At 62.8% G+C, this 22,062-nt stretch carries 22 protein-coding genes; 13 read left to right on the forward strand and 9 right to left on the reverse strand.

From position 1 onward, the window contains the following. Positions 1-95: 95 nt before the first annotated feature. A complete protein-coding gene (rnk, locus tag JNA92_RS12720; protein WP_241804987.1) occupies positions 96-506 on the forward strand; it encodes a nucleoside diphosphate kinase regulator in 411 nt (136 codons plus the stop codon). 13 nt (positions 507-519) lie between these two features. Here the strand turns inward: rnk and JNA92_RS12725 are convergent, their stop codons facing one another. From JNA92_RS12725 to JNA92_RS12740, 4 genes are all read right to left on the reverse strand, one after another. Next, positions 520-1,362 carry a hypothetical protein gene (locus JNA92_RS12725; RefSeq protein ID WP_241804988.1) on the reverse strand — a complete coding sequence of 281 codons (843 nt, stop codon included), beginning with the start codon at positions 1,360-1,362 and terminating at the stop codon, positions 520-522. Positions 1,363-1,440: 78 nt separating this feature from the next. Beyond that, complete coding sequence (locus JNA92_RS12730) at positions 1,441-4,305, reverse strand: class I adenylate cyclase (RefSeq protein ID WP_241804989.1); 2,865 nt, start codon at positions 4,303-4,305, stop codon at positions 1,441-1,443. A gap of 145 nt (positions 4,306-4,450) precedes the next feature. After that, a complete protein-coding gene (locus JNA92_RS12735; protein WP_012312198.1) occupies positions 4,451-4,696 on the reverse strand; it encodes a TIGR02647 family protein in 246 nt (81 codons plus the stop codon). 69 nt (positions 4,697-4,765) lie between these two features. Continuing rightward, complete coding sequence (locus JNA92_RS12740) at positions 4,766-5,065, reverse strand: hypothetical protein (RefSeq protein WP_241804990.1); 300 nt, start codon at positions 5,063-5,065, stop codon at positions 4,766-4,768. Positions 5,066-5,213: 148 nt separating this feature from the next. Between JNA92_RS12740 and JNA92_RS12745 the strand changes: the two genes are divergently transcribed. After that, positions 5,214-5,876, forward strand: coding sequence for a glutathione S-transferase (locus JNA92_RS12745; protein ID WP_241804991.1), 663 nt, complete (start codon positions 5,214-5,216; stop codon positions 5,874-5,876). A gap of 135 nt (positions 5,877-6,011) precedes the next feature. Here JNA92_RS12745 and argH read toward each other — a convergent pair whose 3' ends face one another. Continuing rightward, on the reverse strand, positions 6,012-7,406 hold the full coding sequence (gene argH / locus JNA92_RS12750) for an argininosuccinate lyase (protein WP_241804992.1): 1,395 nt from the start codon (positions 7,404-7,406) through the stop codon (positions 6,012-6,014). 309 nt (positions 7,407-7,715) lie between these two features. Between argH and JNA92_RS12755 the strand changes: the two genes are divergently transcribed. The 7 genes from JNA92_RS12755 to rsd all read left to right on the forward strand — a co-directional run bounded on the left by JNA92_RS12755 (position 7,716) and on the right by rsd (position 14,118). Beyond that, entirely contained in the window at positions 7,716-8,465 is a 750-nt protein-coding gene (locus JNA92_RS12755) for a LytR/AlgR family response regulator transcription factor (RefSeq protein ID WP_241804993.1), read from the forward strand. Between the two features lie 134 nt (positions 8,466-8,599). Beyond that, positions 8,600-9,541 (forward strand): hydroxymethylbilane synthase, encoded by a 942-nt coding sequence (hemC, locus tag JNA92_RS12760; RefSeq protein ID WP_241804994.1) that lies wholly within the window; start codon positions 8,600-8,602, stop codon positions 9,539-9,541. Beyond that, entirely contained in the window at positions 9,538-10,305 is a 768-nt protein-coding gene (locus tag JNA92_RS12765; protein WP_241804995.1) for a uroporphyrinogen-III synthase, read from the forward strand. The genes hemC and JNA92_RS12765 overlap by 4 nt, the downstream gene beginning before the upstream one ends. A gap of 45 nt (positions 10,306-10,350) precedes the next feature. Further along, positions 10,351-11,451 carry a uroporphyrinogen-III C-methyltransferase gene (locus JNA92_RS12770; RefSeq protein WP_241804996.1) on the forward strand — a complete coding sequence of 367 codons (1,101 nt, stop codon included), beginning with the start codon at positions 10,351-10,353 and terminating at the stop codon, positions 11,449-11,451. Then, positions 11,448-12,686, forward strand: a complete 1,239-nt coding sequence (locus JNA92_RS12775) for a heme biosynthesis protein HemY (protein ID WP_241804997.1) — start codon at positions 11,448-11,450, stop codon at positions 12,684-12,686. Before JNA92_RS12770 ends, JNA92_RS12775 begins: the two co-directional genes overlap by 4 nt. A gap of 223 nt (positions 12,687-12,909) precedes the next feature. Then, on the forward strand, positions 12,910-13,416 hold the full coding sequence (locus tag JNA92_RS12780) for a disulfide bond formation protein B (RefSeq protein WP_241804998.1): 507 nt from the start codon (positions 12,910-12,912) through the stop codon (positions 13,414-13,416). A 231-nt stretch (positions 13,417-13,647) separates the two neighbouring features. Next, on the forward strand, positions 13,648-14,118 hold the full coding sequence (gene rsd, locus JNA92_RS12785; protein WP_241804999.1) for a sigma D regulator: 471 nt from the start codon (positions 13,648-13,650) through the stop codon (positions 14,116-14,118). 9 nt (positions 14,119-14,127) lie between these two features. On the opposite strand, the gene JNA92_RS12790 is transcribed toward rsd, so the two are convergent. Further along, positions 14,128-14,793, reverse strand: coding sequence for an FKBP-type peptidyl-prolyl cis-trans isomerase (locus JNA92_RS12790; protein ID WP_241805000.1), 666 nt, complete (start codon positions 14,791-14,793; stop codon positions 14,128-14,130). A 224-nt stretch (positions 14,794-15,017) separates the two neighbouring features. Here JNA92_RS12790 and JNA92_RS12795 point away from each other — a divergent pair, with 224 nt between their 5' ends. Next, positions 15,018-16,073: an AlgP family protein gene (locus JNA92_RS12795; protein ID WP_241805001.1), complete on the forward strand. Its 1,056-nt coding sequence runs from the start codon at positions 15,018-15,020 to the stop codon at positions 16,071-16,073. Here JNA92_RS12795 and JNA92_RS12800 read toward each other — a convergent pair. Then, the gene (locus JNA92_RS12800; RefSeq protein WP_241805002.1) at positions 16,049-16,531 is read right to left on the reverse strand and encodes a TIGR02444 family protein; all 483 of its coding nucleotides are present in this window, start codon (positions 16,529-16,531) and stop codon (positions 16,049-16,051) included. The genes JNA92_RS12795 and JNA92_RS12800 overlap by 25 nt on opposite strands. 50 nt (positions 16,532-16,581) lie before the next feature. On the opposite strand from JNA92_RS12800, the gene JNA92_RS12805 reads away from it, so the two are divergent. Both JNA92_RS12805 and JNA92_RS12810 read left to right on the forward strand, forming a co-directional pair. Further along, on the forward strand, positions 16,582-18,492 hold the full coding sequence (locus tag JNA92_RS12805; RefSeq protein ID WP_241805003.1) for an ATP-binding cassette domain-containing protein: 1,911 nt from the start codon (positions 16,582-16,584) through the stop codon (positions 18,490-18,492). A gap of 216 nt (positions 18,493-18,708) precedes the next feature. Continuing rightward, positions 18,709-19,341, forward strand: a complete 633-nt coding sequence (locus JNA92_RS12810) for a LysE family transporter (RefSeq protein ID WP_241805004.1) — start codon at positions 18,709-18,711, stop codon at positions 19,339-19,341. Positions 19,342-19,371: 30 nt separating this feature from the next. On the opposite strand, the gene JNA92_RS12815 is transcribed toward JNA92_RS12810, so the two are convergent. Beyond that, entirely contained in the window at positions 19,372-20,124 is a 753-nt protein-coding gene (locus JNA92_RS12815; protein ID WP_241805005.1) for a slipin family protein, read from the reverse strand. Positions 20,125-20,126: 2 nt separating this feature from the next. Next, positions 20,127-21,476, reverse strand: a complete 1,350-nt coding sequence (locus JNA92_RS12820) for an NfeD family protein (protein WP_241805006.1) — start codon at positions 21,474-21,476, stop codon at positions 20,127-20,129. Positions 21,477-21,572: 96 nt separating this feature from the next. Here JNA92_RS12820 and JNA92_RS12825 point away from each other — a divergent pair, with 96 nt between their 5' ends. After that, the gene (locus JNA92_RS12825; RefSeq protein ID WP_039601719.1) at positions 21,573-22,031 is read left to right on the forward strand and encodes an aminoacyl-tRNA deacylase; all 459 of its coding nucleotides are present in this window, start codon (positions 21,573-21,575) and stop codon (positions 22,029-22,031) included. Positions 22,032-22,062 lie beyond the last annotated feature (31 nt).

Consider the following 22,062-nt stretch of genomic DNA (forward strand, 5'->3'; position numbering starts at 1 on the left):
TGACGCCAAAGCACTCATCAAACCCCGCCCTCTGGGCGGGGTTTTGCTTTATCTGCCCTTAGAAAACCACCTGTTCAATGGAGTCTGACTGGATCATGAGCACCAAGCCCTCCCTCATCCTTACCCGATTGGACGTGCAGCGTCTCGAGCGCCTGATCGACAGCCTCGACGAAAGCACCCCAGGTGTGCTCGCCCTGCAGGAGGAGCTGGACCGCGCCGAGCAGGTGGTCGGCCACGAGGACGTGCCGGCCGGCGTGGTGACCATGAATTCGCGCGTGCACTGCCGCGAAGAAGCCAGTGGCAAGGACTACCACCTGACCCTGGTGTACCCGAAGGATGCCGGCGGCGAAGGCAAGGTCTCGGTCCTGGCACCGATCGGATGCGCGCTGCTGGGCTTGTCGGTGGGTGAACAGATCGATTGGCCGGCGCCGGGCGGCAAGACCCTTAAGCTCAAGCTGCTGGAGGTGGAATACCAGCCGGAAGCGGCAGGCGATTTCGACCTCTGATCCCCCATGGCTTTCAGGGCGTATTCCGCGCCCTGACAGAGCAGGCATGGATGCAGTTGTCGACGATCCTGCTGCGCAGCGACCAGTCCGTGTTGATGATGTGGAAGTTCTGGATGTAACTGTCGATACCCGTTGATTCGAACCATTCATCGACCTTGTCGCTGAAGTCGTCCGGCGAAAACCACCCTTTGTTGTATTTGGCGCACTGGATGGAACGCAGGGTGTAATCAGGTTTATAGCGTTGCGCCCGCTCGTCCATGAAGGCTTTCAGCTCTTCGGTGGACGGTGTGTTCTCACCCATCCAGCCATGTTCCACGCCTGGCCAGTGCTGCCCGCGGGCGGAGTTGTTGTACGCAATCACCACGGTCTTGCCTGGGTGTTCAATCCAGAGTTGATCCAGCGTCAGGGGGTGCAACGCCCAGGGGATGATGCGCTGGCCCAGGTGCTTCTCCAGCGTCTCCTGCAACCAGGCATGTTCCTGGTCGCTGAAGTTGTCGAACCCATGGAAGTCGAGAATGATGATTTCGCGAACGTTTGCCGGGTCTTCGTAAAAGCGGTTCAGTTCCAGGACGATGTCGCCCAGTACGGTGCGCCCCGATGTACTCAGGTGGAACAGCTTGTAGCGATAGGGCGAATCGGGCATGTACTCGCGGTTGGCGCGCACCCGCAGATCAAGCACGCGGATGCCGCCGCGAACCTGTTCGATGCAGGAAACGTCCTGGGTCACTTCCTGGGGCGGGACGATGTTGTCCGCCTGCTTGTCCATCCCAGAGTCATGGCTGCCGGGGAGAATCAGCTGATCGATACGCAGGCGGCCTAATTCGGGCAGGGCGCCCATCCAGTTCTGCTTGTCCATGACGCACTCCAGTCATTGATTGAGTGCCCAAGGATGTTGCCGCCGTGTGCGGCCGTGCAGAGGGAAAGCGCACCGGGGTCAAGGTGCGAGCGACGCCTGCAACTGCTCCAACCCGTCGTTCAGGGCTTTTTCCAGCTCCCGCTTGTAGCGCAGGTAGAGGAGGGTCGAACCCTGTTCGTCATCGAGCAGTTCGGACAGGTCCAGGTCAGTGATGTAGCAACGATAATGCCCGGCATCGCGGCGCTGGCTCAGAATCTGCCTGGCTACCACGGTGTACAGTTCATCGCCGTGGTCCAGTTCGGAGAATTCCAGTTGGTCGCAGTAGAGCGTGACGTGCACGTCATCGCCGGTGCCGGCCTGGAGGATGGCCTGAACTTCATAGTAGGGCTGATCGTTGACGATGTCTGGCGTCGGTCGGGGCTCGATGCTGCGTGCCTTGCCCGTGCCCGAGGGCAGTAGCTGAGCATAATCGATGTACAAAGATGCCTGGTGCAGGTTATCGAGCGGCACGCGGGCGTCGTGGCGCATTACCACCGAGCGCAGAAAGCGCTGCAGGGGCAATAGCAGGTGATTCTCGTCGTGCAATGGCAGGCGTTGCTGCCATAACGCGTTGTACTCATCCAGCACATACAGGTCGGCCCAGCCCTCGAGCAGGCGGTAGAACACCTGAATGCAGCCGGGGCGGCCTTGTTCCAGCAGCAGCGAAAGGTCGTGGTCCTGCAGTGCGTTGGCATCCAGATAAAGTGGGCTGTAGGCGCTGCGTTCTTCGCTTAGGTAATCGAGCACGGCATCGTGATCGGTCAGGGTGGCGAGGCTGACCTGGCCGGGCACCAGTTCCAGTGCGTGGGTGTACTGCGCCACCTGCAGCAGGTAGCGGTGGTTGCGGCCCTGGTCGAGCAGTAATTGCACCGTGTCGAAAATCTCCTCGACCCGCTGGCTGATGGCTTGCGCGCGGTTGTGGCAGAAGCAACGCACCCGCACGCGCGGCCGGTGGCTGCGCTGGCCGAGGCTGTTGAGGAAGTCCCGCATGCAGCGCAGCAGGGCGTGCTCGCCGTCGTAGCGCTGCACCAGCACCTCGTTCCAGCTGTTGAGGGTGACCTGATCGAGGGTCAGCACCAGGTTTTCGCGCACGCCTGCATAGCTCAGCGAGTCGGTGCGCTCGGTGGTCATCAGGATGTTCAGGTCGCGGTGGTGGCGCAGCGGGTCGACGCCAACGTTGACCAGCAGCAGGATCTCTTCGGCCACGCTGGGCTGCAGCAGTCGCACTTCGCTGACGGCCTCAAGCGGCAAGGGAATGCTTTGCTGCAGGCTGCCAAGCAGGTTGAACAGCTCGAATTCGCTCAAGTCGCTGACGCCTGGGTGCAGCGCAAAGCGCGTAGTGCTGTCGATAACGCCGTTGCGGTGGGCCCAGGTCAGCAGTTCGAGCAGCTCCCGGCAACGCTTGATCGGGCTGAAATGCTCCCACTCGTGGACGCCCAGGTTGCCGTTGTACAGGCCCCAGTGGTGGCTGCCGGGTTCCTTGCGGTTGGGTGACTGAACCAGTGTCAGGGTGTCCTCGGCGAGGTCCGGTGCGATGCCTGGGTTGATCACCTCTATCTTGCCGGCGCGCCGCTCGAAGGCTGCGTACAGGCGCCGGCCCAGTACGTTGAGGTCGCGTTGGTCGGCGCGGCTGTTGGCGTTCTGGTTTTGCGCGAACTGGCTGAGAAAGCGGTAGCTGTGGTTGAGCTCGGCGACCAGCTCGCGGCGCTCGACCGCCACCTGGCGTACCTTCCACTGGCTACGGCTGTCGAGTAAGGCCAGCTGGCGCTCGTCCCAGCCCCACTCATCGGCCAGGCGCTTGAGCAACCGGCGCTGCCAGCCGTTGCTGCGTGCGCGGTCCAGGCCGCTGAGCTTCTTGTTGACCTTCAGGTAAAGGCTGCGCCTTGCCAGCTCCAGCCGCCTGGTTTCACCGCGCGCTAGCAAGTAGCGTTCGATGCGCCGGTAAACCATGACATAGGGGTCAAGCGCGTCGAGGTCGAGGTGGTTGGCGAAGACCGCCTGTTTGTAGTCCAGGCTCAGGCAGCGCACGGCTGGGTGTTCGCTGGCGTAGACCTCGGTTAGCAACAGCTTGAGCAGTGACTTGTAAGGTGAGTCGATCCCTTTGAACAGCTGCCACAGGCCAGCACCGACGAACTCGCCGGCCGGGATGTGGGCCAGGTTGCCCAGGTCGAGGGCATCGGTGCTGCGGATGAAACGCTTGGACAGCAAGGTTTCGGTATAGCGGCTGTAATTGCGCTCCTCATACACCGGCACCAGCCACCAGAGCGGTGTGCGCCCGGCCAGCCAGATGGCCGTGCGGTAGAACTCGTCGAGCAGCAGGTAGTGCTGGGTGGTACCACAGTCGTCGGAGCTGAGCTGGCTGTCGCGCTGGCCTCGGGCGAAGCTTTGCGGGTCGATCAGGAAGCAATGTGCTTCGGCGCCGAGGCTGGCAGCCCAGGTTTCGAGCAACTGGCATTTGCGCCGCAGCTCTTCGAGCTGGCTGTCACCCAGGCCGGGGGCATGACAGACCCACAGGTCGATGTCGCTTTGCTCGGCCTGGGCCAGCGTGCCAAGGCTGCCCATCAGGTACAGGCCGTGTATCGGGCGGTTGGGGTTGCCCAGGCGTGTCTTGTAGGTGAATGACCGCGCCAGCCGTTGGCCCTCGGCGACCAGGTTGGCATCGGGCTCGAAGCCCGACACGCCGGCCGGTGTGCTACCCGAAACATACCCAGGCAACAGGGGATGGTTGACGTGAAACAGCAGCGGTAGCAGGGTCAAAACCTGTTGCTGGCGGGTCGAAAGCCCATCCATGGCGCGCTGTAGCCGGCCCGTGTTCAGCTGCAGGAACCGCGCACGCAATTTCGCCAGCACCTTGCGGTCGATGCCGTCTTCGATATCAGGGCGAATCTCGTGGGGATGGGTCATTGCGAACTCAGGGCAGGCCGGGGGAACTTTGGCGAGTTTAGCCTGAGTAATGCACTCGGATAAGCGGCAGTTGGAGTTTTGACGCCATTTTTCTCGCGCCTTTGTGTGCCCCATCCCCGGCTTGCCGGCGATGGGGCCGGGCAGGTTACGCCGGCTGGGGCGACTTGAGGATGTTCAGCAGCAGTTGCACGCTTTCGACCGCGTCATGCCCAAGGCTGGTGAGGTAACCGCCATCAGGCTGATCGGTCAATTGCTTTTCATGCAGGCGTCGAGCCGCTGCGACCAGCGCGGGTGAGGCATTGGCGTGAATCTTGATGCCTTCCTGGCTGCTGTCCAGATTGAACAGGGCAAGGACTTCCAGTTCAGCAATCAGTTCGGGGGTGAAGGACATGGCGACTCCTGACTTCCAGACAAGGATGGCGGCACCGCCAACGGTGCCTGACCCTGGAGTGTAGTCGGGTTATTCGTCCCCGCCTTGATCTGCCTCAGGTGGTAGCTCGGGCAGGGCGCGCAGGGCGGTTTCGTACCATTGGGTGTCGAACGGGCGGTCCTCGTCGAGCATGTTGTCGATCTCGATGGCCAGCACGTGGGCCATGAGGTTGAGGATGTCTTCGCGCTCGTAGCCGACCAAGCTCAGCTTGTTGAACGTCGCCTTGGCGGCCGGCGGTTCGCCGCTTTCGATCTGGTTTTCGATGGCCTGGGTCAGCGTCGCCTCGGCGAAGGCTTCGTCGTCATTGTCGATGTCGGTGGGCTCGCTCATGGCGCTACTCCTGTGATTGGGCACACAGTGTGCCACGCCCGAGTCGGCAATGCCCGGTCATCGACCGGGTGCATGACGCTGGTCAGGCGCAGGCGTAACGAGCTATAAAAGCCCAGCCAACCCCTTACGGCCTGGAGGCTGTTACCCCATGCTCAAGCTTCACGGATTCTCGGTCAGCAACTACTACAACATGGTCAAGCTGGCCCTGCTGGAAAAAGGCTTGCCGTTCGAAGAGGTCACCTTTTATGGCGGCCAGGCACCGCAAGCGCTGGAAGTCAGCCCGCGCGGCAAGGTGCCAGTGCTGGAAACCGAACACGGCTTCATCAGCGAGACCAGCGTGATTCTCGACTATATCGAGCAGACGCAGGGCGGCAAGGCGCTGTTGCCGGCCGATCCATTCGAACAGGCGAAAGTGCGTGAGCTGCTCAAGGAGATCGAGCTGTATATCGAACTGCCGGCGCGTACCTGCTATGCCGAGTCGTTCTTTGGGATGGAGGTCGATTCAGTGATCAAGGAGCGGGCGCGTGCGGATCTGCTGGCGGGCTTCGCCACCTTGAAGCGCAACGGCCGTTTTGCGCCCTATGTGGCCGGTGAGCAACTGACCATTGCCGACCTGATGTTCTGCTTCTCGGTCGATCTGGCGTGTGCGGTAGGCAAGAAGGTGCTGAACATCGACTTCCTCGCAGACTTCCCGCAGGCGAAGGCGTTGCTGGAGAAAATGCGCGAGAACCCGCACATGGCGAAGATTCTGGCGGACAAGGAGGCGGCAATGCCGGCCTTCATGGAGATGATCCGCAGCGGCAAGCGCTGATCTGAAGAGGGGCTGCTGTGCAGCCCAATCGCCGGCAAGCCGGCTCCTACTGGGATTGCGCACCGCTTGAGAGCGGCGCGGTCATTGTGGGAGCCGGCTTGCCGGCGAACGAGGGCGAAGCCCTCGCAATGGCGCTTAGCGCGAAGCCAGCAATGCCTTGCCGCGCACAACGGCAGCGCGCACCTGGGCAGGCGCAGTACCACCAATGTGGTTACGGGCATTCACCGAGCCTTCCAGCGTCAACACGGCGAATACGTCCTGCTCGATCTGGTCGCTGAACTGGCGCAGTTCGTCCAGGCTCATCTCGGCCAGGTCCTTGCCGGTGTCAACGCCATACTTCACCGCATGGCCGACGATCTCGTGGCAATCACGGAACGGCAGGCCGCGGCGCACCAGGTAGTCGGCCAGGTCGGTGGCGGTGGAGAAGCCGCGCAGGGCCGCTTCGCGCATGATCGCGTGCTTGGGCTTGATGGCCGGGATCATGTCGGCAAAGGCACGCAGCGAATCGCGCAGCGTATCAGCGGCGTCGAACAGCGGCTCCTTGTCTTCCTGATTGTCCTTGTTGTAGGCCAGCGGCTGGCCTTTCATCAAGGTCAGCAGGCCGGTCAGGGCGCCGAACACGCGGCCGCTCTTGCCGCGCACCAGCTCAGGTACGTCGGGGTTCTTCTTCTGCGGCATGATCGAGCTGCCAGTGCAGAAACGGTCGGGCAGATCGACGAACTGGAACTGGGCGCTGGTCCACAGCACCAGCTCTTCAGAGAAGCGCGACAAATGCATCATCGCCACGCTGGCGGCCGCGCAGAATTCGATGGCGAAATCACGGTCCGACACGCCATCCAGCGAGTTGCCGGCCACGGCTTCGAAACCGAGCAGTTTGCAGGTCAGCTCGCGGTCGATCGGGTAGGTGGTACCGGCCAGCGCAGCGCTGCCCAAGGGCATGCGATTGGTGCGTTTGCGGCAGTCCACCAAGCGCTCGTAGTCGCGGCTGAGCATTTCGAACCAGGCCAGCAGGTGGTGGCCGAAAGTGACCGGCTGGGCGGTCTGCAGGTGGGTGAAGCCCGGCATGATGGTTTCGGCTTCGCGCTCGGCCTGTTCCAGCAGGCCCTGCTGCAAGCGGGTGATTTCGGCCAGAATCAGGTCGATCTCGTCGCGCAGCCACAGGCGGATGTCGGTGGCGACCTGGTCGTTGCGGCTACGGCCGGTGTGCAGCTTCTTGCCGGTGATGCCGATGCGGTCGGTCAGGCGTGCTTCGATGTTCATGTGCACATCTTCGAGGTCGACGCGCCAGTCGAAATTGCCGGCCTCGATTTCAGCCTGGATGGTGTTCAGGCCATCGATGATGGTGTCGCGCTCGGCATCGCTGAGTACACCGACCTGCGCCAGCATGGTGGCGTGGGCGATCGAACCCATGATGTCGTGGCGGTACAGGCGCTTGTCGAAATCGACCGAGGCGGTGAAGCGGGCGACGAAGGCGTCGACGGGTTCACTGAAGCGGCCGCCCCAGGACTGATTGGTCTTGTCGGTGCTCATGGATTCACTCGTTGAAGGCGTGAACGAAAAAGTGGCGGCGATAATAGCAGGGTTGGGCGTGTGGCCGAAGGACGCCGGTCGACAGAAATCGGCATAAAACCCCGCTCGATTGAGGTAAAGACGATATTCAACGATTGAACGGCAGTGTTCCACGGACCGTCTACAGTTGGACAAAGGACTGGCAGCGAATCTGCCAGCGCAGTGAATCTTTGGCCATCGTATTGGTCTAGAGCGTGACCGCAGTGTCGCTCGACCTGCAACTGTCTACGCTATACCTGTGCGAGACTCACTCAGGAATCCAGAGCAATTATGAATGTCCTGATCGTTGATGACGAATCCCTACCCCGTGAACGCTTGGCGCGGCTATTCGGGGAGCTGGAGGGGTACACCGTGCTGGAGCCCAGCGCTACCAGCGGCGAGGAGGCCCTGGCCCTGATTGAAAGCCTCAAGCCTGATGTGGTCCTGCTGGATATTCGCATGCCGGGCCTTGATGGCCTGCAGGTCGCGGCCCGCTTGTGCGAGCGCGAATCACCGCCATCGGTAGTGTTCTGCAGCGACGCCGATGACGATAAGTACGGCGCAGAGGCTTTCACCGACAGCACCCTCAGCCATGTATCCAAACCGATCCATCCCCATGCTCTGCGTGATGCTTTGCGCAAAGCTGAGAAACCCAGTCGCACGCAGTTGGCGGCGCTGACCCGGCCAGGAAGTGAAGGGGGTGGCCCGCGCCGCCATATCAGCGCGCGTACGCGCAAGGGCATCGAGCTGATCCCTTTGCTCCAGGTGATCTATTTCATCGCCGACCACAAATACGTCACGCTGCGCCACGAAGCGGGCGAAGTGTTGCTCGATGAGCCACTCAAGGCCTTGGAAGATGAGTTCGGCGACCGCTTCGTGCGTATTCACCGCAACGCCCTGGTAGCCCGCGATCGCATCGAACGCCTGCAGCGCACGCCGCTTGGGCATTTTCAACTGTTCCTCAAAGGCCTCAATGGTGATGCCTTGACTGTCAGCCGCCGGCATGTGGCTGGCGTACGCAAGATGATGCAGACGCTCTGAGCGCTGCAGGTGCCCCATCGCCGGCGACCTGGCGATGAGGGCGCGCATGGCCAGCCTGGTTCATGACCCACATCTGCTAGCGATACCGACGGAGCTGTTATCATCGGCGGCATTCCTAAGCATCGGGGCGTTCCATGTCCACTCGCGAAATCCGCATTGCCACCCGTAAAAGTGCCTTGGCCCTGTGGCAGGCCGAATATGTCAAAGCCCGCCTGGAACAGGCGCACCCTGGCCTTCTGGTGACGCTGGTGCCCATGGTCAGCCGCGGCGACAAACTGCTCGACGCGCCGCTGGCGAAGATTGGCGGCAAAGGCCTGTTCGTCAAGGAGCTGGAAACAGCCCTGCTGGACAATGAGGCCGACATCGCCGTGCATTCGATGAAGGATGTACCCATGGACTTCCCCGAAGGCCTGGGCCTGTACTGCATCTGCGAACGTGAAGACCCGCGCGATGCCTTCGTTTCAAACCGTTTTCCCAGCCTCCAAGCGCTGCCGGCCGGCAGCATCGTCGGCACCTCCAGCCTGCGCCGTCAGGCCCAGTTGCTGGCCCGCCGCCCTGACCTGCAAATCCGCTTCCTGCGCGGCAACGTCAACACTCGCCTGGCCAAGCTCGATGCCGGTGAGTACGACGCCATCATCCTTGCCGCGGCGGGCCTGATCCGTCTGGGCTTCGAAGACCGCATCACCGCCAGCATCAGTGTCGACGACAGCCTGCCGGCCGGTGGCCAGGGCGCGGTGGGTATCGAGTGCCGTAGCGCAGACAGCGAGATCCATGCGCTGTTGGCGCCTTTGCACCACAACGATACCGCTGACCGTGTGGTGGCTGAACGCGCGTTGAACAAGCACTTGAACGGTGGCTGCCAGGTACCGATTGCCTGCTATGCCGTGCTCGAAGGCGAGCAGCTATGGCTGCGCGGCCTGGTCGGCCAGCCCAGCGGTGGGACCCTGCTGATGGCTGAGGCGCGTGCACCGCGGGCATCCGCTGAAACCTTGGGGGTGCAGGTGGCCGAAGACCTTCTGGGCCAAGGTGCCGCGGCCATTCTCAAGGAAGTCTATGGTGAGGCCGGGCATCCGTGAGTTCGTGGCGCCTGTTGCTGACCCGTCCTGAAGAGGACTGCGCGGCGCTGGCCCAGACGCTGGCCGCGGCCGGCATTGCCAGCGAGTGCCTGCCGTTGCTGGCGATCGAGCCGGTGCAGATGGATGCTCAGCAGCGTCAGCAGCTTGCCGGCCTAGGGCAGTACCAGGCGATGATCGTGGTCAGTAAGCCGGCAGCCAGGTTGCTGCTTGCGCAGCTTGCTCAAGCAGGGCTGCAGCCGCCCCCAGCTGGTTGGTTCACCGTAGGTCAAGCCACGGCGGCGGTGTTGCAGGCTGCGGGGCTGTCGGTGGCTTTCCCTGCACAGGGTGACGACAGCGAAGCCTTGCTCACGCTCCCGGCGTTGGACCAGGCTATCAAGGGGCCCGCACCCCGTGTCGTGATCGTCCGTGGGGTAGGAGGTCGCGAACTGCTGGCCGAGCGTCTTGCAGAGCAAGGTGCTAGTGTCGATTATCTGGAACTGTATCGTCGTTGCCTGCCGGTATACCCGGCGGGCACGCTGGTGGCTCGCATCGAAGCGGAACGCCTGAACGGCGTGGTGGTCAGCAGTGGGCAGGGTCTTGAACACCTGCAACAGTTGGCCGCTGCCGATTGGCCGCGTGTGGCGCGCTTGCCCTTGTTCGTGCCGAGCCCCAGGGTCGCCGAGCAGGCCAGGGCCGCAGGGGCACAACAGATTGTGGATTGTCGTGGCGCGAGTGCCACGGCCTTGCTGGCAGCCGTGCAGCGCAGCGCTGCACCTGCCTCTTAAGGCGCTAAGCTCAGAGCGACGCGCCCCCATGCAAAGGATGGATACGTGAGCGAAACTGTCTTGTCCCACAACGATCAGCCGTCGGCGCAGGAGCCGACGCAACCCGTCACCCCGCCACCTGCCAAACGTTCCGGCACAGGCCTGGCCTTGCTGGCATTGTTAGTGGGTGCTGCCGGGGTCGCAGTGGGCGGGTGGGGTGTTTGGCAGGTGCGGCATCTGCAAGGCAATGAGCTGAGCCAACGTCAGCACCTTGAGACGCTGAGCCAGCGTGCCGCTGCTCTGCAGCAGCGCGAGCAACAGATCAGTGCCCAGTTGGCCAGCCTGCCGGCAGCCAGCGAACTGGAAGACCGCCGCCGCCTGGTGGCGCAGTTGCAGGGTGACCAGCAGCGACTGAGCCAGCGCCTGGAAACCGTGCTTGGCGAAAGCCGCAAGGAATGGCGCCTGGCCGAGGCCGAGCACCTGTTGCGCCTGGCTACTTTGCGGCTTTCGGCCCTGCAGGACATCACCAGTGCCAAGGCCCTGGTCGAAGGCGCAGACGAAATTCTGCGCGAGCAAAGCGACCCTGGTTCCTTTGCCGCCCGTGAGCAGTTGGCGCGTAGCCTGGCAACGCTCAACAGCACCCAGCAACCGGACCGTACCGGGTTGTATCTGAAACTGGCGGCCCAGCGAGAGTTGGTGCAGCACCTCAACGCCCAGTCGCCGGAGTTCGACAGCGATGCCGATGCCCTCGGTGCGTTGACCTCCGATGGCGATGGCGCCAGCCGCCTGGCGCAGTGGTGGGCGGAGATTTCCAAGTACTTCCAGATCGATTTCAACGCCGACGACAATGTACGTCCGTTGCTGGCCGGGCAGTCGCTCAACCAGTTGCGCCTGGCCCTGAGCCTGACCATCGAGCAAGCCCAGTGGGCTGCGCTCAATGGCGACGCCAAGGTCTACACCCAAGCGCTGGATGACGCCCGCAGTGTGCTGGTGGCCAATTTCGACGCTGACAACCCGCAGAGCAAGGCCATGCTCGAAAGCCTCAATGCGCTGGCCGAGCAACCGGTGTCGGTGGTTACCCCGGACCTCAGTGAAAGCCTGGCTGCGGTGCAGGCGTATATCCAGCGCCGCCACCTGCCTGCCGAGGGCGAGGGGGGCAAGCCATGAAGCGTGTGTACCTGCTGGCCGTGCTGGCGATTGTGATCGCCGCGGCACTGGGCATCGCGGTGGCCAAACACAGCGGCTACGTGCTGGTCTCCTACGGTGGCTTCCGTTACCAGTCCGGGCTGTGGGCGGCGCTCGCGGCCCTGGTTGCCGTGCTTGCACTGTTGTGGCTGCTGCGCTACCTGGTCGGGCTGGTGCTGACGTCCAGTGGCGTGGTCAACCCGTGGTCACGACGTAACCGCAGCCGTCGCATTCGCATCGCGATCGAGCAGGGCCAACTGGACCTCGCAGAAGGCCGCTGGGCCAGCGCCCAGCGCCACTTGCACCGCGCAGCCGAGGCCGAACGCCAGCCATTGCTGTATTACCTCGGTGCCGCACGGGCGGCCAATGAACAGGGGCGTACCGAAGACAGGGACAACCTGCTCGAGCGTGCACTGGAGCGTCAGCCCCAGGCGGAATTGGCGGTCGCCCTGGCCCATGCGCAATTGCAGATGGACCGTGGCGAAAGCGACGGCGCCCTGGACGCCCTGCTGGTCATGCAGGAGCGGCACCCGCACAACAACCAGGTCTTGCGCCTGTTGCAGCGCCTGTATCTGGAGCGCGGCGACTGGTCGGCGCTGATTCGCCTGTTGCCTGATTTGCGCAAGGGCAAAGTGCTGCCGGCCGAGGAGCTCGCTGCACTGGAGCAGCGTGCCTGGGGTCAGAACCTGGGGCTTGCGGCGACCCGTGGCGACGATGAGCAAAGCGCCCGTCAGTCGTTGGAGCGGGCCTGGCAACAGCTGACTGCGGCCCAGCGTCAAGAGCCCCGGTTGGTGCTGGCTTATGCCGAACAACTGCGCCAGGTTGGCGCTCAAGGCGAGGCCGAGCAGGTATTACGTGCCGCGCTCAAGCGTGATTACGAAAGTCACCTGGCGCGGCTCTATGGCCTGGTGCGCGGCGATGATCCGGCGCGCCAACTGCAAACAGCCGAGGGCTGGCTCAAGGCGCACCCACAGGACCCGAGCCTGTTGCTGACGCTTGGGCGTCTGAGCTTGCAAAACCGCCTTTGGGGCAAGGCGCGCGATTACCTGGAAAGCAGCTTGCGCATGGAGCGCAACCCAGAGACCTGCGCTGAACTGGCCCGGCTGCTGGCTAGCCTGGGGGAGACCGAGCGCAGCAACCAACTGTTCCAGGAAGGCCTGGGCCTGCTCGATGAGCGTTTGTTGGCCCTGCCATTGCCGCAAGGCGTGCGCGCCTGAGAGATCCCATGAGCCCGCGCTGAGGGCGGGCTCATGGGGTGTTTGAGGCGTCTCGCGATCCCTGCGTTATTCTGTAATACCCTTCGCAAGATTTTTCCCACATTGCGATTGGAAATTTCTGCTACCCCTCAGTGACTTATCTCCCCTGTAGTGCCTTGAAACAAAGCACCTCTTTCCTCTACCGTTCCAAGCCACTCAATTTGCCCCGGGACCACCACCTTTCATGTTGCCGGCCCGCTTGCGCACGTTTTTTCTACCGGCCTGCCTTGCCTCGTTGGCGGTGCTGATCGCGTCCATTTACCTGGAGATCACCCTCGGTCTGGTGCCTTGCCCGCTGTGCTTCAGCCAGCGGTTCCTGCTGGGCGTGTATGCCATGATCTGCCTGTGTGCGGCCGTGCATGCGTCGGGCGTTGCCGCTATGCGCCAGTACGCGCGTGCTGCCCTGGGCTGTTCCGCGGCCGGGGCTCTGCTGGCGGCCAGGCATGTCTGGATACAAGGGGAGATCGCTACGAGCCAGGAGTGCCCGGTGCCTTTCTGGCATGTACTGGAACGCTCGTGGGGTGAAGCGGCCCGTCAACTCTTGCTTGGCGGCCCCGATTGCAGCTCGCTGACCTGGAGCTTTCTGGACCTGACCTTGCCCGAATGGAGCCTGTTGTCCTTCTTGCTGCTGGCAGTGCTGCCCTTGACTCGCCTGATGGCGTATCGTTTCCGCACGCTGGCCAACGCTTGATTGGGTGCGGCTGCGCTAGCCGGCACGACCAGTGGTGCTGCCCCAGGGTATTAAACACTTGTATGAACTTTGTCTGCTGCGTACCTTGAAGGGCAGCACGCACGGGAATAATCTCCCTGCACGCCTATCAAAAAACACAACTGCTCGATGCCGTCCTGCTGATGTCACCTTTGTGCCGCACGATCGGGGTGCGAGGTGCAGCGGCATCTACCCAGAAGGGATGAGATCGCCATGCTCGATAGTTGTCAGAACGCCCAGGAACGCTGGGGTGGGGTTCACAAGCTGATCGACCGCTGGCTCAAGGAGCGAGAGGAGCTGGTTCAGGCTTTTCGTGCCTTGCGCGATGCCAAGCCGGCATTTGCGGACAAGGAAAAAAACCGAGATTTCTGCGCGGTGCTGGTCGATTATGTGTCGGCTTGGCATTTTGAAGTCAGCGAGCAATTGGTCAGTGAAGCCAAAGCTTTCGGTGACACGCGTGGCCTGGAGCTGGCCAAGCAAATCACTCCGCGTATCGATGCCATCACTGAAATCGCGTCGGCCTTCAATGACCATTGCGAAAAGGGCGATTGCAAGGACCCGGACCGTTTCGCCAAGAAGCTCGGCGAGCTTGGTAGTCTGCTGCATGAACGCTTCGAGCTCGAAGACTGCCTGATCGAAGTGCTGCATACCGCGCACAAGGAAGAGGGCGCGGTCGAGGCTTGAGGGTCGGCGTCAGTCGCCGACCGCCAGCAGTTCTATCTCGAACACCAGTGGCGTATAGGGCGCGATCAGGTCACCCGCGCCCTCGGCACCGTAGGCTTGTGCCGATGGGATCACCAGGCGCCATTTCGCCCCCGTTTTCATGTGTGGCAACGCCACTTGCCAGCCTTCGATCACCGAGTCCAGGCTGAACCACTGTGGCTGTTGGTTCTGATCGAATACGGTGCCGTCAGGCAACTTGCCTACATAGCGTACCTGCACCTTGCTCTTGGGGTTGGGCTGCGCGCCGTTACCACTTTTCAGTTCACTGTAGAGCACGCCCTCAGGCAGCTCATGCACACCGGCTCGTGCGCGCTCGTTGGCCATGAAGCGCGCCTCGATGCCGTGCAGTTTTTCCACTTCGGCTTGCACGGCGGTATTGTTCGCCTGTTCTTCATGCTGCTGAAGAATGGCTTGCATGCGCGCCTTGTCGAGTTTCAGCGGCTGGTTCTGGTAGGACTGGCGAAGCCCTTCAACCAAAGCCTCCAGTTGCAACCCAGGCACTTCCTCGCGCAGCCGCTCCCCCAGGCTGGCGCCCAGGCTGTAGGCCACGTCGTGATCACTGGCAGGCGCCGTTTCAGGGGCGGCGAGTGCGATGGGAGCCGCCAGGCACAGGCCGATAAAAAGATAACGAGGCATGGTCAACTCCGAGCTCAAGAGCAGAGAAGTATGCCAGCCTTGTTGCATCGATTTGCGTAAATCTCGGCAACCATTTGTTGAGCAACTACACTTTCACGCAGCTGCAAGACAACAACTTTGCCCAGGCATGCAACGCGGCGCCAACGATACTGTCCACATGCCCTAGCGGCGGTAGCAGCACAAGCATAGTATTAGCCGCACTCTCGTCAGCCAGGAGGTAAACCATGTCGGCCAAGAAGAAGCCAGTAAGTACGCCGTTACACCTGCTCCAGCAACTTTCGGGCAGCTTGCTCGAACACTTGGAAGATGCTTGCTCGCAAGCGCTGGCCGATGCGGAAAAACTGCTGGCGAAGTTGGAGAAGCAGCGTGGCAAGGCTCAGGAAAAACTGCACAACGGTCGCCTGAAATTACAGGACGCGGCCAAGGCAGGTAAAACCAAGGCGCAAGGCAAAGCCCAGAAAGCCATTGGTGAACTCGAGTCGTTGCTCGACTCGCTCAAAGAGCGCCAGACGCAAACCCGTACTTATATCCAGCAACTCAAACGCGATGCTCAGGAAAGCCTGAAGCTGGCCCAGGGTGTAGGTAAGGTGCGTGAGGCTGCTGGCAAGGCCCTGGACCAACGGGCAGTTGCAGCCAAGGCGGCTAAACCAGCCGCTGCCAAAGCGCCTGCCAAAGCTGCGGCCAAACCTGCAGCAAGGTCTTCCACCAGCGCTGCGGCCAAAGCGCCTGCCAAGGCCGCTGCTGCCAAGGCACCGTCGCGCGCTGCTGCCGCCAAGCCTGCTGCCCTAAAAACCCCGGCCAAGGCTGCGGCTAAACCTGTAGCTAAAGCTGCAGCCAAGCCAGTCACTGCCAAAGCGGCTGCAGCCAAGGCGCCATCGCGCACTGCTGCGGCCAAGCCTGCTGCCACCAAGGCCCCCGCCAAAGCCGCTGCTGACAAGCCTGCCAAACCCGCCACGTCCAGAGGCACTGCAGCCAAACCGGCCGCGGCCAAGGCGCCGGCTAAAACCACTGCAGCCAAGCCTGCTGCGAAAACTGCTGCCGCCAAGCCTGCCGCTAAGGCCACAGCCAAGCCAGCTGCCAAGGCCCCGGCCAAGCCCGCAGCCAAACCAGCTGCCAAGAGTGCGGCCAAGCCCGCCGCTGCAAAGCCGGCCACCAGCAAACCAGCTGAAACCAAGCCAGCGGCGCCTGCGGTGACCAACTCGGCAGGCCCTGCCGCCCCGGCGACGTCCTCCGCCGCACCGGCAAGCACCTCGCCTCAGGCGCCGTCTTCGGCCTCCTGAAGCCCGGTGGCCGCGACACGCAGCTGAGTCAGCGAGTCGTGGCCATGGACCTGGTCGGGCGCCAGCCTGGCCAGCCAATCGTCCACGGGTTCAGGCGAGCCCGTGGGCCATTGCCTTGCACATGCCTCCAGGCGTTGCAGCAAGTGCTTCTCTGCCTTTAATTCCAAGCCCTTTACCTGCTCACGCAACGCCTGCAGGTGCGGGTCATGCTGCGCGGCCGCCCGCCATTGCTGGCGCAAATGGCGTAGCGGCGTCACCACTTCAGTTTGCCAAGGCTCGGCAATTGCGCGTAAAGCGTCGATTCGCCCGGCTTCTACGGCGACACCTCGGGCTTGCAGCCAGCTTGCGCACAACAGAAGGCACACATCGCCCCCCTCGGCCTGCACGCTCAGGCAAGCCGCTTCGACGCCCGGCCGGCCATACAGGGCCAGGGCGTAATTCCACAGGTCGGTGTACATGATTCCACTTACGCTCCGGGTCGAGGAAGCTGGTAGACTCCGCGACCATCATGATCAGACTATCCAACCTCACTTTACAGCGTGGTCCGCAGCGCTTGCTAGAAGGCGCCGAGATGACCCTGCACGCCGGTCACAAGGCCGGCCTGATCGGCGCCAACGGCGCCGGAAAATCCAGCCTGTTCGCCTTGCTGCGCGGTGAGCTGTCGCCTGATGCCGGCGACTGCCAACTGCCGGGTGACTGGCGCATCGCCCACATGCGTCAGGAGGTCGATACCCTCGATCGGCTGGCCGTGGACTATGTGCTCGACGGCGACGCGCGCCTGCGCAAGGTCCAGGCCGAGCTCGCTGTGGCCGAAACTGCCCACGACGGCACTGCCCTGGCACGCCTGCACAGTGAGCTGGAAAGCGCCGACGGCTATACCGCCGATGCCCGTGCGCGCAAATTGCTGGCCGGTCTTGGGTTTACCAACGAGCAGATGGACCGCCGCGTCGGCGACTTCTCCGGTGGCTGGCGGATGCGCCTGAACCTGGCCCAGGCCCTGATGTGCCCATCCGACCTGCTGCTGCTCGACGAACCGACCAACCACCTGGACCTCGATGCGATCCTGTGGCTCGAAGACTGGCTCAAGGGCTACCCGGGCACGCTGTTGCTGATTTCCCACGACCGCGACTTCCTCGACGCCGTGGTCGACCATGTGTTGCATGTCGAGCAGCGCAAGCTGAACCTGTACAAGGGTGGCTATACCGCCTTCGAGCGCACCCGTGCCGAGCGCCTGGCGCAGCAGCAACAAGCCTACGAGAAGCAACAGGCCCAGCGTGCGCACATGGAAAAGTACATTGCCCGCTTCAAGGCCCAAGCCACCAAGGCCCGTCAGGCGCAGAGCCGGATCAAGGCCCTGGAGCGCATGGAGGAGCTGTCGGCGGCGCACGTGGATTCGCCGTTCGACTTCGTTTTCCGTGAATCGCACAAGATTTCCAGCCCGCTGCTGAGCCTTTCCGAAGGCCGTCTGGGCTACGGCGACAAGGCGATCCTCGACAAGGTCAAGCTGCAGCTGGTGCCCGGTGCGCGCATCGGCCTGCTGGGCCCCAACGGCGCTGGCAAGTCGACCCTGATCAAGAACCTTGCCGGCGAACTGTCGCCGCTGTCGGGCCGCCTGGTGCTGGGGGAGAACCTGGCCGTCGGTTACTTCGCCCAGCATCAGTTGGACTCGCTGGACGACAAGGCCAGCCCGCTGTTGCACTTGCAGCGTATTGCGCCGGCCGAGCGCGAGCAGACCCTGCGTGATTTCCTTGGCGGTTTCGACTTCCATGGCGACCGCGTGGACGAGCCGGTGGTGAATTTCTCCGGGGGCGAAAAAGCCCGCCTGGCGCTTGCCCTGATCGCCTGGGAGCGGCCTAACCTGCTGCTGCTCGACGAGCCGACCAACCACCTGGACCTGGAAATGCGCCTGGCACTGACCATGGCGTTGCAGGAGTTCGCGGGTGCTGTGGTAGTCGTTTCCCACGACCGTCACTTGCTCAAGAGCACCACCGACGATTTCCTGCTGGTGGCCGATGGCAAGGTCGATACCTTCGATGGCGACCTGGACGACTACAGCCGCTGGCTGGTCGAGTACCGGCAGCGCAGCGCACCGGCGAGCAACGCGCCGGTCAACCCGGACAAGACCGACAAGAAGGCCCAGCGCCAGGCCGCCGCTGCCTTGCGCCAGCAGCTGGCACCGCACAAGAAGGCTGCCGACAAGCTGGAGGCCGAACTGAACCAGGTGCATGCGCAGCTGGCCGAGGTCGAAACCGCCTTGGGCGACAGCGGCCTCTATGAGGGGGCGCGCAAGGACGAGCTGCGCGACCTGCTGGCCCGCCAGAGCAAGCTGAAGCAGCGTGAAGGCGAACTTGAGGAAGACTGGATGCAGGCCCTGGAAACGTTGGAAAGCATGCAAGCCGAGCTTGAGGCGCTGTCCTGACAGCGAGGTTGAGCTAGACCGACGCAGGGTTTGCGGCTGTCAGGCTGAGCGTTTGCAACGAGCGCATGATCGAGCGACGCCCGCGCGGGTGGCGCTCGATGCACAACACATCCGACAAACCACGCTTTCCCTTCGCGCCCTACAAAATTTGCTGGTTATTTTTTCGCCAACATCTTAGCTTAACGTTTTGCAACATATGTTCGAACGAGGTGTGTGATGTCGATGGAAGTGTGGTTGGGCTTCTTTGCCGCTTGTTGGGTGATCAGCCTTTCTCCCGGGGCCGGGGCGATCGCCTCGATGTCCAGCGGCCTGCAATATGGTTTCTGGCGCGGTTACTGGAACGCCCTGGGCCTGCAGATTGGCCTGGTAGTGCAGATCGCCATCATCGCAGCGGGTGTCGGCGCCATTCTTGCGGCCTCCGCCACGGCCTTCACCCTCATCAAATGGTTTGGCGTCGCTTACCTGGTCTACCTGGCCTACAAGCAATGGCGCGCCTTGCCTATGGACATGACTGATGAATCCACCGTGCGTCCGATCGGCAAGCCTTTGAGCCTGGTGTTCCGTGGTTTCCTGGTCAACGTCAGCAACCCCAAGGCCTTGGTGTTCATGCTTGCTGTGCTGCCACAGTTCATCAACCCGCATGCACCGCTGTTGCCGCAATACGTGGCGATCACGGTGACCATGGTCACCGTCGATATGCTGGTGATGGCGGGTTATACCGGGTTGGCTTCACGGGTGCTGCGCCTGTTGCGCACCCCCAAGCAACAGAAACGTCTGAACCGGACGTTCGCCGGCCTGTTCATCGGGGCTGCCACGTTCCTCGCGACCCTGCGCCGCGCGCCTGTCTGACCGTTTTGCGGGGGGCCTCGTGCAGGCCCCTCATTTCTCCCGGTCCATCATCCCCTTGAGCAAGTCCAAGGGCATTGGGAAGACGATGGTCGAGCTCTTGTCTCCGGCAATCGACCCCAGCGTCTGCATGTAGCGCAACTGCATGGCGCCCGGCTCCTTGCTGAGCATCTGCGCGGCCTGCATCAATTTTTCCGACGCTTGCAGTTCCCCTTCGGCGTGGATGACCTTGGCCCGCCGCTCACGCTCGGCCTCGGCCTGACGGGCGATGGCGCGCACCATCGATTCGTTGAGGTCGACGTGCTTGATCTCGACGTTGGCCACCTTGATGCCCCAGGCGTCGGTTTGCGCGTCCAGCACCTGGCGGATATCCAGGTTCAACTGTTCACGCTCGGCCAGCAGCTCGTCGAGTTCGTGCTTACCCAATACCGCCCGAAGGGTTGTCTGTGCCAGCTGGCTTGTGGCGACCAGGAAGTCTTCGACCTGGATGATCGCCTTCTGAGGGTCGAGCACACGGAAGTACAGCACCGCATTGACCTTCACTGACACGTTGTCGCGGGTTATCACATCCTGCGGTGGTATATCCAGCACCACGGTACGCAAGTCCACCCGCACCATCTGCTGGATCACGGGGATGAGCAGAATCAGCCCCGGCCCCTTGACCTGCCAGAAGCGCCCCAATTGAAACACCACCCCACGCTCGTATTCGCGCAAGATGCGAAACGCCGACAGCAACAGCACGCCCAGCAGCACCAGCAGGGCCCCGAAACCCAATTGCATGAACATCGTCATTCTCCTTGCGCTGGAGGAGCAGCAGCGCTCACTTCGAGCATCACGCCATGACGCGCGGTGACCCGCACCTGCTGGCCGAGCTGCAAGGGCGTAGTGCACTGGACCTGCCATTGTTCGCCCTGGGCCTGTACTGCGCCACAGAACGGGTTGTCTGCCACCACCTGAGTGACGCTCACCAAGCTGCCCACCAAGCCGGCGTCACCGCTGACCAAGGCCCGCTTGCGAGCTTTGAGGGCCATGCCCAGCACACCCCCTATCAGCAATGCCGAGAGCACCGCCAGGCTCGCGATCAACGCCAGCGGAATGCCGAACCCGGGGGCGTCGGTGTCTATCAGGATGACCGCGCCCACCACGAACGCCACGATGCCGCCAAAACCGACCACACCGAAGCTGGGCAGGAACGCCTCGGCGATCATGAAGGCGATACCGAGCATGACCAGCGCGACACCGGCAAAGCTCACCGGTAGCAACTGCAGGGCATACAGCGCCAGCAACAGGCAGATGCCACCAACCACGCCGGCCACGCCGGAACCTGGGTTGATGAACTCGAACAGCAGGCCATACACGCCGATCATGATCAGAATCAGTGCCACGCTAGGGTTGGTGATCACGGCCAGCAGGCGTGTGCGCCAGTCCGGCAGATGCTCGACCAGGTTGGCGTCACGGGTCTGCAACGGGTGCGGCTGGTCAGCGGCGATGAGGGTCTTGCCGTGGAGCTGGCGCAGCAGGTCAGGCAGGTCGTTGGCCACGTAGTCGACCACTTTTTGTTTGAGCGCTTCGCTGGCCGACAGGCTCACTGCTTCGCGTACAGCCTGTTCTGCCCAGTCGGCGTTGCGCCCGCGCAGCTGCGCCAGGCCGCGGATATAGGCGGCGGCATCGTTCACCTGCTTGCGCGCAAGGGCTTGTTCATTGCTGTCGGGGTTGGCCTTGTCATCCTTTGGTGCACCCGGTGGGCCGCCAATCTGCACGGGTGTGGCGGCGCCGAGGTTGGTCCCGGGCGCCATGGCCGCTACGTGGCTGGCATAAAGGATGTAGGTGCCAGCACTGGCAGCACGGGCACCGCTTGGGGCAACGAAGGTCGCAACCGGCACGGGGCTGGCGAGGATGACCTTGATGATCTGACGCATGGCGCTGTCCAGGCCGCCGGGGGTATCCATGCGGATCACCACCAACTGCGCGCCCTGTTCCCTGGCCTGGTCCAGGCCGCGTAGCACATAGTCGGCAGTGGCCGGCCCAATGGCGTCATCGATGCTCAGCACCCAGATTGCTCCGGGCGCGGCCTGGCTGCCTGGGGCGAGGCCAAGCATCAGCACCAATAACCACCAGCGCCAGCAGCGAGCGATCACCTGTCGTCACCTTGTTCGCTTCCGTTCTCCAAGTTTAGCCCTGCCCGCCCCGGCAGGGCCTAAAATTGGAGATGGGGGCGAAACCGGAGGTGCATCATGCGAATGGCCAAGACCCTGCAGCAGCGCCTGGACCAGGCCAACTGCGACTACGACATCATTCCCCATCCCCACTCGGCGACCAGCCTGGAATCGGCGCGTACGGCTGGCGTGCCTGCCGAGCGGGTCGCCAAGTCGGTCATGCTCGACGATCGCCATGGCAACTACATCATGGCGGTGCTGCCTGCCAACCGGCACCTGGACATGAGCAAGGTGCGCATGTCTGGCGCCTGGCAACTGACCCGCGAAAGCGGCCTGCCGAGCCTGTTCGGTGACTGCGAGCGTGGCGCCATCCCGGCAATGGGTGACGCTTATCAGATAAAGATGCTGCTCGATTCGAGTCTTACCCGCCAAGGCGATGTCTACCTGGAGGCGGGTGACCACGATCACCTGATCCACATGAGCATGGAGCAGTACCTGAAACTTGTGCCGCAAGCGGAAGTACGCGAGCTGTGCTGATGTTCTCAAACCAATGCCGGGCTGGCGTCGT

The organism is Pseudomonas putida, assembly GCF_022627325.1.
GTDB classification, from domain to species: domain Bacteria; phylum Pseudomonadota; class Gammaproteobacteria; order Pseudomonadales; family Pseudomonadaceae; genus Aquipseudomonas; species Aquipseudomonas putida_X.